The organism is Meridianimarinicoccus sp. MJW13, assembly GCF_014901205.1.
Taxonomy (GTDB): Bacteria; Pseudomonadota; Alphaproteobacteria; order Rhodobacterales; family Rhodobacteraceae; genus Meridianimarinicoccus.
The window spans coordinates 109,076-123,804 of sequence record NZ_JACNMU010000007.1; the positions used below are offsets into that span (position 1 = coordinate 109,076).

The 14,729-nt window shown below is 64.2% G+C and carries 15 protein-coding genes and 1 tRNA gene; 10 read left to right on the top strand and 6 right to left on the bottom strand.

Annotation, left to right across the window (positions count from 1 at the left end; translation table 11 throughout):
• The first annotated feature begins 1 nt into the window (after position 1).
• Positions 2-931 (top strand): AEC family transporter, encoded by a 930-nt coding sequence (locus tag H8B03_RS13665; protein ID WP_193142430.1) that lies wholly within the window; start codon positions 2-4, stop codon positions 929-931.
• A gap of 60 nt (positions 932-991) precedes the next feature.
• On the opposite strand, the gene H8B03_RS13670 is transcribed toward H8B03_RS13665, so the two are convergent.
• Positions 992-1,078, bottom strand: a tRNA-Leu gene (locus H8B03_RS13670).
• A 185-nt stretch (positions 1,079-1,263) separates the two neighbouring features.
• Here H8B03_RS13670 and lipB point away from each other — a divergent pair.
• From lipB to H8B03_RS13690, 4 genes are all read left to right on the top strand, one after another.
• The gene (lipB, locus tag H8B03_RS13675; protein WP_193142431.1) at positions 1,264-1,932 is read left to right on the top strand and encodes a lipoyl(octanoyl) transferase LipB; all 669 of its coding nucleotides are present in this window, start codon (positions 1,264-1,266) and stop codon (positions 1,930-1,932) included.
• A 68-nt stretch (positions 1,933-2,000) separates the two neighbouring features.
• Positions 2,001-3,122, top strand: coding sequence for a hypothetical protein (locus H8B03_RS13680; RefSeq protein WP_193142432.1), 1,122 nt, complete (start codon positions 2,001-2,003; stop codon positions 3,120-3,122).
• Between the two features lie 282 nt (positions 3,123-3,404).
• A complete protein-coding gene (gene ctaD, locus H8B03_RS13685) occupies positions 3,405-5,063 on the top strand; it encodes a cytochrome c oxidase subunit I (protein WP_193142433.1) in 1,659 nt (552 codons plus the stop codon).
• Positions 5,064-5,630 (top strand): DUF2244 domain-containing protein, encoded by a 567-nt coding sequence (locus H8B03_RS13690; protein WP_193142434.1) that lies wholly within the window; start codon positions 5,064-5,066, stop codon positions 5,628-5,630.
• Between the two features lie 53 nt (positions 5,631-5,683).
• Here H8B03_RS13690 and H8B03_RS13695 read toward each other — a convergent pair whose 3' ends face one another.
• Entirely contained in the window at positions 5,684-6,151 is a 468-nt protein-coding gene (locus H8B03_RS13695; protein WP_193142435.1) for a GatB/YqeY domain-containing protein, read from the bottom strand.
• Positions 6,152-6,320: 169 nt separating this feature from the next.
• Between H8B03_RS13695 and carA the strand changes: the two genes are divergently transcribed.
• On the top strand, positions 6,321-7,463 hold the full coding sequence (gene carA, locus H8B03_RS13700; protein ID WP_193142438.1) for a glutamine-hydrolyzing carbamoyl-phosphate synthase small subunit: 1,143 nt from the start codon (positions 6,321-6,323) through the stop codon (positions 7,461-7,463).
• An 84-nt stretch (positions 7,464-7,547) separates the two neighbouring features.
• On the top strand, positions 7,548-9,458 hold the full coding sequence (locus H8B03_RS13705) for a glycosyltransferase (protein WP_193142439.1): 1,911 nt from the start codon (positions 7,548-7,550) through the stop codon (positions 9,456-9,458).
• Positions 9,459-9,465: 7 nt separating this feature from the next.
• On the opposite strand, the gene H8B03_RS13710 is transcribed toward H8B03_RS13705, so the two are convergent.
• Entirely contained in the window at positions 9,466-10,119 is a 654-nt protein-coding gene (locus H8B03_RS13710; protein ID WP_193142440.1) for a GntR family transcriptional regulator, read from the bottom strand.
• A gap of 93 nt (positions 10,120-10,212) precedes the next feature.
• Between H8B03_RS13710 and H8B03_RS13715 the strand changes: the two genes are divergently transcribed.
• The 3 genes from H8B03_RS13715 (at position 10,213) to H8B03_RS13725 (ending at position 12,435) form a co-directional block, all read left to right on the top strand.
• A complete protein-coding gene (locus H8B03_RS13715; protein ID WP_193142647.1) occupies positions 10,213-10,863 on the top strand; it encodes a pyrimidine 5'-nucleotidase in 651 nt (216 codons plus the stop codon).
• An 87-nt stretch (positions 10,864-10,950) separates the two neighbouring features.
• The gene (locus H8B03_RS13720; RefSeq protein WP_193142441.1) at positions 10,951-11,148 is read left to right on the top strand and encodes a hypothetical protein; all 198 of its coding nucleotides are present in this window, start codon (positions 10,951-10,953) and stop codon (positions 11,146-11,148) included.
• 78 nt (positions 11,149-11,226) lie between these two features.
• Positions 11,227-12,435: a UbiH/UbiF family hydroxylase gene (locus H8B03_RS13725; protein ID WP_193142442.1), complete on the top strand. Its 1,209-nt coding sequence runs from the start codon at positions 11,227-11,229 to the stop codon at positions 12,433-12,435.
• A 69-nt stretch (positions 12,436-12,504) separates the two neighbouring features.
• On the opposite strand, the gene H8B03_RS13730 is transcribed toward H8B03_RS13725, so the two are convergent.
• From H8B03_RS13730 to H8B03_RS13740, 3 genes are all read right to left on the bottom strand, one after another.
• Positions 12,505-13,629: an aminotransferase class V-fold PLP-dependent enzyme gene (locus H8B03_RS13730; protein WP_193142443.1), complete on the bottom strand. Its 1,125-nt coding sequence runs from the start codon at positions 13,627-13,629 to the stop codon at positions 12,505-12,507.
• Between the two features lie 64 nt (positions 13,630-13,693).
• Entirely contained in the window at positions 13,694-14,173 is a 480-nt protein-coding gene (locus tag H8B03_RS13735) for an Lrp/AsnC family transcriptional regulator (protein ID WP_193142444.1), read from the bottom strand.
• Positions 14,170-14,628: an Lrp/AsnC family transcriptional regulator gene (locus tag H8B03_RS13740; RefSeq protein WP_193142445.1), complete on the bottom strand. Its 459-nt coding sequence runs from the start codon at positions 14,626-14,628 to the stop codon at positions 14,170-14,172. Before H8B03_RS13740 ends, H8B03_RS13735 begins: the two co-directional genes overlap by 4 nt.
• Between the last annotated feature and the right edge of the window lie 101 nt (positions 14,629-14,729).

Here is a 14,729-nt window from a genome sequence, read left to right on the forward strand (position 1 = left end):
CTTGGGCGCGCTGATCGAGGTCGTCCTGCCCGTCTTTCTGGTGATCGGGGCGGGCTATCTGACCACGGCGCGCGGGTTGTTCAGTGACAGCAACGTGAACGGGCTGATGCAGTTCACGCAGAAATTCGCCATCCCCTGCCTGCTGTTCCGCGCGATATCCACGCTGGACCTGTCGGCAGGCTTTGATCTGCGCCTGTTGTCCAGCTTTTATGTCGGCGCGTTTTCGGGGTTCGTGCTGGGCCTTCTGGGCGCGCGCTTCCTGTTTCACAGATCCTGGAGCGATTGCGTCGCCATCGGCTTTTGCGGATTGTTTTCCAATTCGGTCATGCTGGGACTGCCGATCGCTGAACGCGCTTATGGGGCCGAGTCGCTGGCCCCGAATTTCGCCATCATCTCGATCCACGCGCCGTTCTGCTACCTGGTGGGCATCACCGCGATGGAGATTGTGCGCGGCGGCAGCCAGAGCACCTGGCGCACCTCGCTGCGCATTCTCAAGGCGATGTTCTCGAACGCGCTGGTGATCGGGCTGGCGCTGGGTCTGCTGGTCAACCTGACCGGGCTGCCGGTGCCCGGCGCACTGAACGACTCCGCCGACCTTATCGCCCGCACCGCCCTTCCGGCGGCGCTGTTTGCATTGGGCGGCGTTCTGACCCGCTATCGCCCCGAAGGCGACGCCAAGGCCATCGCCTTTATCGTGGCGATCTCGGTGCTGGTGCATCCGGCCATCGTCTGGATCATGGGTCAGGTTCTGAACCTGCCGCCCGACGCGTTCCGCGCCGCTGTTCTTACCGCCGCCATGGCGCCGGGCGTCAACACATATGTCTTTGCCGACATGTACGGTTCGGCCCGCCGGGTCGCGGCGTCAGCGGTCTTGCTGGGCACGACAGTGTCGGTGGGAACAGTCTGGTTCTGGCTGCAAGTGCTCGGCTAGAGACCGTCGACCTCTGCCAGGTCGGGCAGAAGCAAAGTCATCATGTCCGAAGGACTGTCCTGGTGCGGTCGAGAAGACTCGAACTTCCACGGGAGTTACCCCACAGCGACCTCAACGCTGCGCGTCTACCAATTCCGCCACGACCGCATCTCAGTGACAGTGGCGGGGGTGTATCCGACCGTTTCAAGGATGTGAAGCGGTTTTCCCGGCCCGAAAGGCACTTTTTTCGCAGCATGGGATCCCGGCCTTTGGGACGGATATTCACACCGTCAAACCGCGCGGCTTTGCCGATTGCCCCGCGCCCCGGCGCCCGCTAGAACCCCCGAAAACGCATGAGGACCCGCGTGGTTACCTGGACCATCACAGACGGCTTGACGCCCTACCCGGACGCCTTGGCGGCCATGGAAGCCCGTGCCGCGGCCATCCGCAACGGCACCGCCGATGAACAGATCTGGTTGTTGGAGCATCCGCCCCTCTACACCGCCGGAACCAGCGCCGATCCCGCCGACCTGACCGATCCGGACCGCTTTCCGGTCTTTGATGCAGGCCGGGGCGGGCAATACACGTATCACGGGCCGGGCCAGCGCGTGGCCTATGTCATGCTGGACCTGACAAAGCGCGGGCGCGACGTGCGCCAGTTCGTGGCGCAGGTCGAGGATTGGGTCATCGACACGCTGGCCGAGTTCAACGTCAAGGGCGAACGCCGCGCGGGCCGCGTCGGGGTCTGGGTGGTGCGCCACGACAAACCCCTGAACGCGGATGGCACCCCGCAAGAAGACAAGATCGCCGCCATCGGCCTGCGCCTGCGCCGCTGGGTCAGCTTCCACGGCCTGTCGATCAACGTGGAACCCGACCTGAGCCATTTCGACGGCATTGTCCCCTGTGGCATTCGTGAACATGGCGTCACCAGCCTTGTGGATCTGGGGCTTCCGGTGACCATGGACGATGTGGACGCTGCCCTGCGCAAGACGTTTGCAAGACGTTTGAACGGTCGAAACTGAAATCGTACCAAACCACGATGTAAGTGGTGACGCCCCGCCCCATGGGCACGACATGGAAAGTTGCAGTCATGAGTATCAAGGAAGACATTGTCCTGCACATTGGCGCGCCGAAATGCGGCAGCAGTTCGCTGCAGGCGACGCTGTCGCAACAGCCGGACTTCCAGTCGCGCACGGGACAACGATTTTCCTATGTCGCGGCGCATCATCGTGGCGGGTTGATCGCGGGCGATGACATCACCAAAGACGCCCGCAAGTCGGTCTTCGGGTATACATCATCCCCCGATGCCAGCCCGAACCAGCCCAACCCTTGGATGGAACAGATGCCGGGCCACCTGCGCAAGATTGTCGAGGACGGCCGCACGCCCATCCTGTCAGCCGAGGGCTGGATCAATCGCGCCAAACAGTTCGCCGAAGCACGTTTCCTCGAAAAGGAAAACCTGTCAGCCCATGCGGTGGTCTTCGTCCGGCCGCCGGTGGAATGGCTCAACAGCGCCTGGTGGCAATGGGGCGTGTGGTCCGATGTCACGCTGGACCGGTTTGTGCGCGCCAATATCGAGTCGGCGCGTTGGAACGCGCTTGCGCATGTTTGGTCCCAGGTACCGGGTGTGGAACGTGTGTCGGTCCGGCTGGCCAGTTCGGATGCGGTCAGTTCCTTCTATGACATTCTGGATGCAGAGCCGCCGGCGCTGGCCAACAGCAACTCGGGTATCCCGACGTCGTTGCTGTACTTCATGACCCGCAACCGGGAATTCCGGGAAAACGCGCACACACCACAGGTGGAATTCATCGCGGCGCGGCAGCTGAACTGGAAAGAACCGACGCCTTGGGTGTTGCGCGAGGATCTTGTAGCCTATGCGCTCCACCATCTGTATCCGGCCAACCGGAACCTGATGGGCCGGATGAGTCCCGCCGACCGCACCGCCGTCGACAAGGATCCCAAGTGGTGGGACTATGAGTATTACAAGGCCCGCACCCTTGTGGATCCCGACACCTACAACCAGCCTCCGGCGTTGCAAGACCTCGCGAAGGCCATGATCGATCGCTTGCAGTCCTGCGATTGCGCGCTGCCGGCAGAGTTGATTGCGGAAGTGGAGGGCTGGTCCAAAGGTGTCGATGTCACGTGCGCCGACAAGAGCATCGCGGATCTGCTGCGCCGATTGTGCAAACTGGATCAAGCACAACGAGGGTGAGGCGAATGCCGCAGGGCGTCACACACCGTTGGATACAGACTTGCCCGAAACAACCGTAACAAAATGTCGCGGCCTTCGCATGCTCATATGCGATAGTCTGATTTTCCAAGCTTCAATGGCGCTTTACGCGCCGAGACTGCCACGCTAAGGGCGCACACAGTGGCGGTACAATGACACAGATCAAACCGCTGTCTGTCATTGCACCGGCATGGGCGGACGACTACAAACATCGTGAAGTCCGGACCCCTGCGTCCGGTAGGAATTAGCAATCGGGAGGCACGTATGGCGGACGCAGCCATTCACGGCCATGACCATGAAGACCAGCGCGGCTGGTTCACTCGTTGGTTCATGTCTACCAACCACAAGGATATCGGGATCCTCTACCTGTTCGTGTCAGGTGTTGTCGGTCTGATCTCGGTCCTTTTCACCGTGTTCATGCGGCTGGAGCTGATGAGCCCCGGTGTGCAGTTCATGTGCATGGAAGGCTTCATGGCCGACCCCTGCACCCCGAACGGACATATCTGGAACGTGATGATCACCTATCACGGCGTCCTGATGATGTTCTTCGTGGTGATTCCGGCCCTGTTCGGCGGTTTCGGCAACTATTTCATGCCGTTGCAGATCGGCGCGCCGGACATGGCGTTTCCGCGTCTGAACAACCTGTCGTTCTGGCTCTATGTCACCGGCGTTTGCCTGGGCGTTGCCTCGATGCTGACACCGGGGGGCAACAGCCAGCTTGGTTCAGGGGTGGGCTGGGTGCTCTATCCACCGCTCTCGACGACCGAGGCCGGCATGTCGATGGATCTGGCGATCTTCGCGGTCCACGTGTCGGGCGCCAGCTCGATCCTGGGCGCGATCAACATGATCACCACCTTCCTGAACATGCGCGCGCCGGGGATGACCCTGTTCAAGGTGCCGCTGTTCTCGTGGTCGATCTTCGTCACGGCTTGGCTGATCCTGCTGTCGCTGCCGGTTCTGGCAGGCGCCATCACCATGCTGCTGACCGACCGCAATTTCGGGACGACCTTCTTCGACCCGGCCGGTGGCGGTGACCCGATCCTCTACCAGCACATCCTGTGGTTCTTCGGCCACCCGGAAGTCTACATCATCATCCTGCCCGGCTTTGGCATCATCAGCCATGTCATCGCGACTTTCTCGCGCAAGCCGATCTTCGGCTACCTGCCGATGGTCTGGGCGATGGTGGCCATCGGGGTTCTGGGCTTCGTCGTCTGGGCGCACCACATGTACACCGTGGGCATGTCGCTGACGCAGCAGTCCTACTTCATGCTGGCCACGATGGTGATCGCCGTGCCCACCGGGGTGAAGGTGTTCAGCTGGATCGCGACCATGTGGGGCGGTTCGGTGGAATTCAAGGTGCCCATGCTCTGGGCCTTCGGCTTCCTGTTCCTGTTCACCGTGGGTGGTGTGACCGGCATCGTGCTCAGCCAGGCGGCTGTGGACCGGGCCTATCATGACACCTACTATGTGGTGGCACACTTCCACTATGTGATGTCGCTGGGGGCGGTCTTCGCGATCTTCGCCGGGATCTACTTCTACATCGGCAAGATGTCGGGACGGCAGTATCCCGAGGGACTGGGCCGCATCCACTTCTGGATGATGTTCATCGGTTCCAACCTGACCTTCTTCCCGCAGCACTTCCTGGGCCGTCAGGGTATGCCGCGCCGCTACATCGACTATCCCGAAGCCTTTGCCTTCTGGAACACGGTCTCCTCGATCGGCGCGTTCATCTCCTTCGCCTCGTTCGTTCTGTTCATCTACATCGTCTGGTACACGCTGACGCGCGGCCAGAAGGTGACCGAGAACAACTACTGGAACGAATACGCGGACACGCTGGAATGGACCCTGCCCTCGCCGCCGCCGGAGCACACGTTCGAGACGCTCCCCAAGCAGAGCGACTGGGACAAGGGCCACGCGCACTGAATGCCCATCGAATGGGTCAATGAGACGAAGGAGGCCCCGGAGATTTCCGGGGCCTCTTTTCATGACCGGGGGCAGACGCCGCTGGCGGTGCTGCACCTGTGGCCGCACCGATCCCTGCCCAAGAAGGGATTCGTGCTGTTCATCGCCATCACCTTCGGACTGGTGCTGCTGCCGCTTCTGGCGGTGATCGGTACGCCGGTGCTGTGGGGGCTGTTGCCCTTCGTGATGTTGGCACTGGGGCTGATGTGGGCGTTGCTGCAGAAGAACTATCGCGATGGCGAGATCCTGGAAGAGTTGACCCTGTGGTCCGATCTCGTGACCCTTACCCGCCGCGCCCGCCGGGCGTCGGATCAATCCTGGCAGGCGAATCCCTATTGGGTGTCGGTGCATCTGCACGACAAGACCGGACCGGTAGAGAAATACCTGACCCTGAAAGGGGCCGGGCGCGAGGTTGAACTGGGCGCGTTCCTGTCCAGCGACGAACGCGCGGATCTTTACCTGATTCTCGCCGACCTTCTGCCCCGCATTGCGGCCAGCGCTGCGCCGGGTCATCGGCCGCGCACATAGAAAAAGGGCCCCGAAAGGCCCTTTCCCATCAGATCGTCACGGTGCCAAGGGTGCTACGAGGCCAGACGCTCGCGCACTTCCGGCCCGACGGTGGCAAAATCCAGCCGCCCGGCGTGGCGCTGTTTCAGCAGGCTCATCACCTTGCCCATGTCGCGCAACGAACCCGCGCCGCTGTCGGCGATGGCTTCCTGGATGGCCTGCTCCTTTTCCGCGTCGCTCAGCGGCTTGGGCAGGAATTCCGAAATGATTTCGGCTTCCTCGCGCTCCTGCTCGGCCAGTTCAAGACGACCGCCCTCTTCATAGGCGCGTTCGCTTTCGCGGCGCTGTTTGACCATCTTGGTCAGAATGCCAAGCACTTCGTCATTACCCAGGGCAGCGTCATCGCCCTCTTCGCAATTGCGCTTGGCGATCTCCAGATCCTTGATGGCGGCATTGATCAGGCGCAGGGTGGACAACCGGCGGGTGTCCTTGTCCTTCATCGCCTGTTTGAGTTGGCTCGAAACCTTGGTTTTAAGGTCCATCGGTGCTTCATCCCCATAAAACTCCAACCCGCGTTGTAGGTCGGTGACAGGAATGTGACAAGGGTTCGATGACTCGCGCGGGTGGTCGTGTTCACGAACCCTTGACCCGCCCTGCGCCCCCCCTTAGGGATCGTACGATTTTTCCCTTTGCTTCCCACGGAGATGCGCCATGTCCGCAACGCCCGCGCCTACCGCCTGCCTCGCCCTGGCTGATGGCACCCTGTTCTACGGAATCGGGTTCGGAGCAACCGGGCGAACCACCGCCGAACTGTGCTTCAACACGGCAATGACCGGCTATCAGGAAATCATGACCGACCCCTCCTACGCGGGCCAGATCGTGACCTTCACCTTCCCGCATATCGGCAACGTCGGCACCAACGCCGAGGATGACGAAACCGCCCAACCGGTGGCCGAGGGCATGGTGGTGAAATGGGATCCGACACTGGCCTCGAACTGGCGCACCCAGCAGGAGCTGGGACCGTGGCTGGCCAAGCAGGGCCGGATCGGCATGGGCGGGGTCGACACCCGCCGCCTGACCCGCGCCATCCGCCAGCAGGGCGCGCCCCATGTGGCGCTGGAACACAATCCCGACGGAAATTTCGACATCGAGGCACTGGTGGCTGCCGCGCGCGGTTTCGACGGGCTGGTGGGCAAGGATCTGGCCAAGGATGTGACCTGCGCCCAGTCTTACAATTGGGATGAGACCCGCTGGGCCTGGCCCGATGGCTATGGCAAGCGCGAGGGAGAAGCCCCCAAGGTCGTGGCCATCGACTATGGTGCCAAGCGCAACATCCTGCGCTGTCTGGCCTCTGCGGGCTGCGATGTGACCGTGCTGCCCGCCACCGCCACCGCCGAGGAGGTTCTGGCCCACGACCCGCAAGGCGTGTTCCTGTCGAACGGCCCCGGCGATCCGGCCGCCACCGGCACCTATGCCGTGCCGATGATCCGCGAGATCCTGGACACCACCGATCTGCCGGTCTTTGGCATTTGCCTTGGCCACCAGATGCTGGCGCTGGCCCTGGGGGCGCAGACGGTCAAGATGAACCACGGCCATCACGGCGCCAACCACCCGGTCAAGGATCTGGACACCGGCAAGGTCGAGATTACCTCGATGAACCATGGGTTCACCGTCGACAGCCAAACTCTGCCCGAAGGCGTGATCGAGACTCATGTCTCGCTGTTCGATGGCTCAAACTGCGGCATCCGCATGGCCGATCGCCCGGTATTCTCGGTGCAGCATCACCCCGAAGCCAGCCCCGGCCCGCAGGACAGTTTCTACCTGTTTGAGCGGTTTCGCGCCGCTATGGCCTGAGCGCACGGGTGAGTCGCTTTTGAATTAAGGGCGATTTAACCAAGCTGGCGACACCCTTGGCGGGTCCTACACAAGGAACCCGCCATGGAAGGCCAGCTTCTTTCTGTTGTCGCAGGCACGGGCACCCGCCCGTCCACAACGGCTGTGTCGCCCCCCCGCACACGTTTGGGGGAAATCCTGTGTGCGAAACACCTGATCACCAAACCGCAACTGGCCAGCCTGTTGCTGCGTCAGCGCACCATGGCCGCGCATCTGGGCGCGCTGCTTCAGGTGGAAAACGGACTGGCGGAACACGATTTGCTTGCGGCGCTGGAAGACCAATGGGGCGCACGCCGCATCGATCTGGAAGCCCATGCCCCCGATCCCACGCTGATCCAGGCGATGGGGCTGGAGGCCTGCCTGCAGCATCGCATGGTGCCCTGGCGCCGCATTGGCGCGGCGACGGTCATCGCCGCCGTCTATCCCGAACGGTTCGAGGCCGAGCGCCCGGCGCTGGAGGCCCTGTTCGGCCCGGTCATGCTGGCGCTGACTTCGGAAACCGGATTGCGGCGCAGTCTCAACCGCTGCCTGCCACTGGAAATCCGCCATCGCAACGAAGCCCGGCTGACCGCGTTGCACAGCTGCCGCGCCTGGACCTGCCGTCCGTTCCGCCTCGCCGCCATCGGCCTTTCCCTTGGCGTTGTCGCGGGATTTGTCGCCGCGCCGGTTCTGGCCTTCTGGCTGCTGACCTGTCTGGCCCTGCTGGCGTTGATCTCGTTGACCGCGCTCAAGACCATGGCGGGGGTTGCAGCGTTTCGCAGACCAGCCGCACACGAGGGCGCCAAGATCATCCGCCTGCACCCGCCAACGCGGTTGAAGCGGCCGGTGGTGTCGCTTCTGGTGCCGCTCTACCGCGAGGATCGCATTGCCGAGCGTTTGCTGCGCCGCCTGCAACGGATCAAGTATCCCGCCGCCCTTCTGGACATCTGCCTGATCGTGGAATCCGACGATACCGTCACCCGCGATTGCCTGAAACGCACGGTTCTGCCGGTGCACATCCGGGTGCTGACCGTGCCCGAAGGGATGGTGAAGACCAAGCCTCGGGCCATGAACCACGCGCTGGATCACTGCCGGGGCAGCATTGTCGGGGTCTATGATGCCGAGGACGCACCCGACCCGGACCAGATTGCCCATGTGGTCACCCGTTTCAACGAGGCCCCGCCCGACATCGCCTGCCTGCAGGGTCGGCTGTCGTTCTACAATGCCCGACAGAACTGGTTGTCGCGCTGTTTCACCATCGACTACGCGGTGTGGTTCACCATGGTGCTGCCTGGCATTTCACGCATGGGCCTGCCGATCCCCCTGGGCGGCACCACCCTGTTCTTCCGCCGCGAGGTGCTGGAAAAAATCGGCGCCTGGGATGCGTTCAACGTCACCGAGGACGCGGATCTGGGCATTCGACTGTATCGTCACGGCTATCGGACCGAATTGATCGTCAGCACCACCATGGAAGAGGCCAACTGCCGCATCTGGCCGTGGATCCGCCAGCGTTCGCGCTGGATGAAGGGCTATGCCATGACCTATGCCACGCATATGCGCCGGCCACGGCAACTTTGGCGCGACCTTGGCCCGCGCGGCTTCTTCGCGGTTCAGGTGATCCTGCTCAGCGCGCTGGTGCAGGCCCTGCTGGCCCCCGCGCTGTGGAGTTGGTGGCTGATCGCCCTGGGTCTGCCGCATCCTTTGCAGGACCTGCTGTCGACCGGGGCGCTGATCGCCATCACCGCCGTGCTGATCTTGTGCGAGGGGATAAATCTGGCGCTGGCCGTCCTTGCGCTGCGTCGCAGCCATCACCGCGCCCTGACGCCGTGGATACTGGCGCTGAACCCCTATTTCATGCTGCAATCTCTGGCCGCTCTGAAGGCGCTGGTCGAGATGGCCTACCGGCCGTTCTTCTGGGACAAGACCGAACATGGGCTGGACGAGACACCGGCCCCCGGCACCGGTCTGCCCGCCTGAGGAGGGATCAGGACACCGCGTCCATATTGGCCGAATCGTGCTTCAGCCGGGTCTCGAAGGCTTTCGAGATATGAACCTTCAGGGCCGCCTCGGCCCCGTCCCCGTCGCGCCCCGCGATCGCATCGACAATGGCGGCATGTTCGGCAAGCGCGGTCTCCCCGCGCCCCTCCACCGCCAGCGAGGTCGAGGCCAGAAGCGCCATGGTCCGATGCACGAGGTCCAGTTGCTGCACCAGGTAGCGGTTGTGCGAGGCCAGATGAATCTGCCGATGAAACCGCTTGTTGGCCCGTGACAGGGCGCTGGGATCGTCGATCAGCTCCAGATCGCTGGCCACCATGTCGCGCAATACCCGGATCTCCTCCAGCGTCGAATGCTGGGCGGCCAGGCGCGCGGCCAGCCCTTCCAGTTCGGCCCGCACCACATAGAGCTCGGCCAACTGGTTGTGATCCAATGAGGCCACGATCAGGCTGCGCCCGTCGCGCGCCAGCAGGGACTGGGTTTCCAGCCGCTGCAGGGCCTCCCGGATGGGGGTCCGCGACACGCCGAACCGCTCGGCCAGTTCGCTTTCGACCAGACGGTCGCCGGGCCGGAAGACGCCCACGTCGATCGCATCCAGGATCAACTCGTAGGCATCCTTGTTGGGGTGTTTGCTGACGGACATTGCGGTCCTCCTCGCGGCCCAAACTACCGTTTTCCCCGGCAAAAGGGCAAGCCGATGCTTGCGGCCACGGCAGAACTGCGCCAAACCCGCATCATGCCCCGCGCCCTGAACACCCGCCGCGTCTGGATCTTCGATCTCGACAACACGCTTTACCCGCCGCAGGCCCGGCTGTTCGATCAGATCGAGGTGCGGATGACCGACTACGTGATGACCGCGCTGGACGTGCCCCGCGCCGAAGCCGACCGCCTGCGCAAGCACTACTGGGATCTGTATGGCACCACCCTTGCCGGGCTGATGGCCGAACATGACCTCGACCCGGTGCCGTATCTTGTGGATGTGCATGACATCGACATGGCGCCGCTGTCGCCCGACCCTGACCTGCGCGCTGCCATCGCGGCGCTGCCGGGGCGCAAGCTGGTCTATACCAATGGCTCTGCCCCCTACGCCGAACGGGTTCTGGCGGCCCGTGGCCTGTCGGGCCTGTTCGAGTCCATCTACGGCATCGAACACGCCGCCTATCATCCCAAGCCGGCCCGCGAAGCCTTTGAAACCGTCTTCGCCCGCGCCCGGATTGCGCCGGAGCAGGCAGTGATGTTCGAAGACGATCCGCGAAACCTTGCCGTGCCGCACAGGCTGGGGCTTGGCACGGTGCATGTGGCGCCTGAACACGAGGCCACGGAGGCCGATCACATCCACTATCACACCGACGATCTGACGGGCTTCCTGTTGCAGATCCGCGACTAGGGTCGCTGTGACGGCGAACATGTTTGCACCTGCAGCATTTCTTGTGGCATCTGGCGGCATCACGCCCCCTGCCACGAGGATCCTTCCATGACCGCCACACCCGATCACCCGATCCACAGCCAACGCTGGACCGGAACCGAATTCGTTGCCCTGCTTGTCGCCGTTCTGGCCCTTGCCACCTGGGGCGGGTCCATCGCGCTGTTTGGTTTTGCCGGTCTGATCGTTCCGGCCCTGACCCTGGTCGGCGTCATGGCGCTGGTTCTGGTGCTGATCTCGCGCGGCTGAGCCTGCGCGGCCAGACGCCGCTCTCGCCCCCGCCGCAGAAACCGTTATCTTGTGCAACGGAACCAGGCGGGGAACACCATGAGCAGCGCAATCCAGGACTTTGACATCGTGGTCGCCGGCGGCGGCATCGCCGGTCTTGCGGCGGCCACGGCCTTTGGCCACCTCGGCCTGCGCACCCTCTGCGTCGATCCCGCCGTCCCGGTGACCGAGCGCGACGTGCAAGGCGCCGATCTGCGCAGCACCGCATTCCTGCAACCGTCCCGCGATCTGTTTGATCGCATCGGTGTCTGGGACCGTCTGGCACCTCATGCCGCCGACCTGCAGATCATGCGCATCGTCGATGCCGGCGGGGTGACCACCGAACCGCGCCTGACCCGCGATTTCGACGCCGCCGACATCAGCAGCCGCCCCTTCGGCTGGAACCTGTCGAACTGGCTTCTGCGGCGCGAGTTCCTTGCGGCCGTGGCCGATCAGCCCACCGTCACCCATCGCACCGGCGTCGGGGTCCGCGATGTGCTGCCCCGCAGCGCCGAGGCCATCGTGCAACTGTCCGACGGCAGCCGCGCCCGCGCCCGTCTGGTGGTGGCCGCCGATGGCCGCAACTCCACCGTACGCCAACAGGCCGGCATCGGCGTGCGCACCACCCGCTATGCGCAAAAGGCGCTGGCCTTCGCCGTCACCCATGACGCCCCGCACGACAACGTCTCGACCGAGATCCACCGCTCGGGCGGGCCCTTCACCCTGGTGCCGTTGCCCGATCACAAGGGTCTGCCCTGCTCTGCCGTGGTCTGGATGGAGCACGGACCCGAAGCCCACCGTTTGCTGGCGCTGGACGAGGACGCGTTTTCCGCCGCCGCCACCGCGCGTTCGGGCGGGCTTTACGGCCCACTGACGCTCACCAGCCAGCGCACGCTCTGGCCGATCATCAGCCAGATCGCCGACCGGTTCGACGCCCCGCGCATCGCGCTGATGGCCGAGGCCGCGCATGTGGTGCCGCCTATTGGTGCGCAGGGGCTGAACATGTCGCTGGCCGACCTTGCCACGCTGCTCGACCTGATCGACGCCGCCCCGCAGGAGCTGGGCTGCCCCGACAGCCTCGCCCGATACGCCCGCGCCCGCCGCCCCGAGGTGCTGGCCCGCATCACCGGCGTCGACCTGCTGAACCGCGCCTCGATGCTCAGCCCGCAACCCCTGCGCGACCTGCGCCGCAGCGGTCTGGCCGCGCTTTACGGTCTGGCCCCGGTCCGCAAACGCCTGATGCAACTGGGCCTCGGCGCCAAGGGATAGCGCGCCGACGCCCTTTTTCTTGGCGCAGATACTCCCGCCGGAGGCTCCCGCCCCCGGCCAGGATCGCGCTCACAGAACCTTGTCGAGAACCGGTTTCAACCGCCCCAGCGTGGCCTCCACGTCATAAAGCTTGTCCAGCCCGAACAGGCCGAGCCGGAAGGTCATGAACCCCTCGGGCTCGTCGCAGGCCAGCGGCACCCCGGCGGCGATCTGCAGACCTTCGGCGGCGAATTTCGATCCGTTCTGGATCGCCGGATCGCTGGTATAGCTCACCACCACGCCCGGCGCGCCGAAACCTTCGGCGGCGACCGAGGTCACGCCCTTGTCCGCCAGAATCGTCCGCACCCCGTCGCCAAGCGCCCATTGCGCCGTGCGCAGCCGGTCGAACCCATAGTCCCGCGTTTCAGCCATGGTGTCGCGGAAGGCGCGCAGGGCATCGGTGGGCATGGTGGCGTGATAGGCATGGCCGCCGTTTTCATAGGCCTGCATGATCTGGTGCCACTTCTTCAGGTCCAGCGTGAAACTGTCCGACTGGGTCTGTTCCAACCGGGCCAAAGCGCGCGGTCCCATCATCACCAGCCCGGCCGAGGGCGAGGCCGACCAGCCTTTCTGAGGGGCCGATATCAGCACATCCACCCCGGTGGCGGCCATATCGATCCAGACACAGCCCGACGCGATGCAATCCAGCACCATCAGCGCGCCCACTTCATGGGCGGCGGCGGCCATTTGCGTCACATAGGTATCAGGCAGGATGACGCCCGCAGAGGTTTCTACATGCGGGGCAAACACCACATCGGGCTTTTCGGCGTGAATGCGGGCCACCACGTCCTCGATCGGCGCCGGGGCAAAGGGGGCCGCAGGTCCGTTTCCGGTCTGGCGCGCCTTCAACACGGTGCTGTCGGCGGCAAAGGCCCCGGCTTCGAAAATCTGGCTCCAGCGATAGGAAAACCAGCCGTTGCGCACCACCAGCGTGCGGGCACCGCGGGCGAATTGGCGGGCGACCGCCTCCATCCCGTAGGTGCCGCCGCCGGGCACCAGCGCAACGGCCTCGGCATGATAGACCTCTTTCAGCATCGTGCTGATGTCGCGCATCACCTGCTGGAAGGTGGCGGACATGTGGTTAAGCGAGCGATCGGTGAACACCACCGAGAATTCGTCCAGACCCTCGGGATCGATCGTGTTGAGCAGTGCCATGGCAGCCTCCTGTTGCGTGTTGCTTCAAGGGCTAACGCGGGAGGGGGGCCGGTGCAAAGGGGATTCAGTCGTCGGGCGGTGCTGCGGCCTCCAGCGGACCGGGGCGAATCTCTTCGCTCAGCACCACGTTGGATTCGATATCGCCCACCGACGGCAGGGTCATGATCCGCCGCCGCAGTACCCGTTCGAAATCCGCCAGATCGCGCGCCACGACCCGCACGCGATAATCGAAGCGGCCCAGCACATGGTGCACGGCCTGCACTTCGGGGATGGCGCTGATGGCGCGTTCGAAATCCTCAAGGCTGGTGCGGCCGCGTGCGGCCAGCTTGATGCCCAGGAACACCGTGACGCCGAAGCCCAGCCGCGTCTTGTCCAGATCCAGCCGCCGCCCGGCAAGGATGCCCGCCTGTTCCAGCCGCCGGATGCGCCGCCAGGTGGCCGGTTGGGACAGGCCGAGGTGCCGCCCCAGCGCCCCGGCGCTTTGGCTGGCATCTTCCGCCAACGCCCGCAGCAGGGCGCGGTCCAGATCGTCCAGGTCGATCACAGCGGCAGACTTTCGTCATCCTTGATGGTGGCCACCCGCATCAGCCCTTCGATATCGGCGATATGCGGCAGGGTCAGGATACGGTCGTGGTAGATCTGCTGGTAGTGTGCCATGTCGCGCGCCCGCACCGACAGGCGCATATCCACCCGGCCCAGAAAGGTCTGGATCTCGATCACTTCGGGGATCTCGCGGGCCCGCGCCACCACCGCGTCGAAGGCGCCGGGCTGGGTCTTGTCCACCGCCACCCGCAGCGAGACCTCGACCGCATAGCCCAGCTTGCCCCAGTCGATCACCGCGCGCACGCCCCGGATCACGCCCGCCGCGCGCAGTTTTTCCAGCCGCCGCCAGCAGGCCGCGCGGGTCAGCCCGGCGGTTTCGGCCAGGGCGGCGGCCGACAATGTCGGGTCGGCCTGATAATAACGCAGCAGCCTGCGATCCATGTCATCGATTTGCATGATTGTCCGCGTATCACCGGTTTTGACGAATATCAATTTCGATGCGGGGCAATATTCCGAACCTTTCCTTCCTGTTCCTGCGGATATCAGCCCCTATGCTG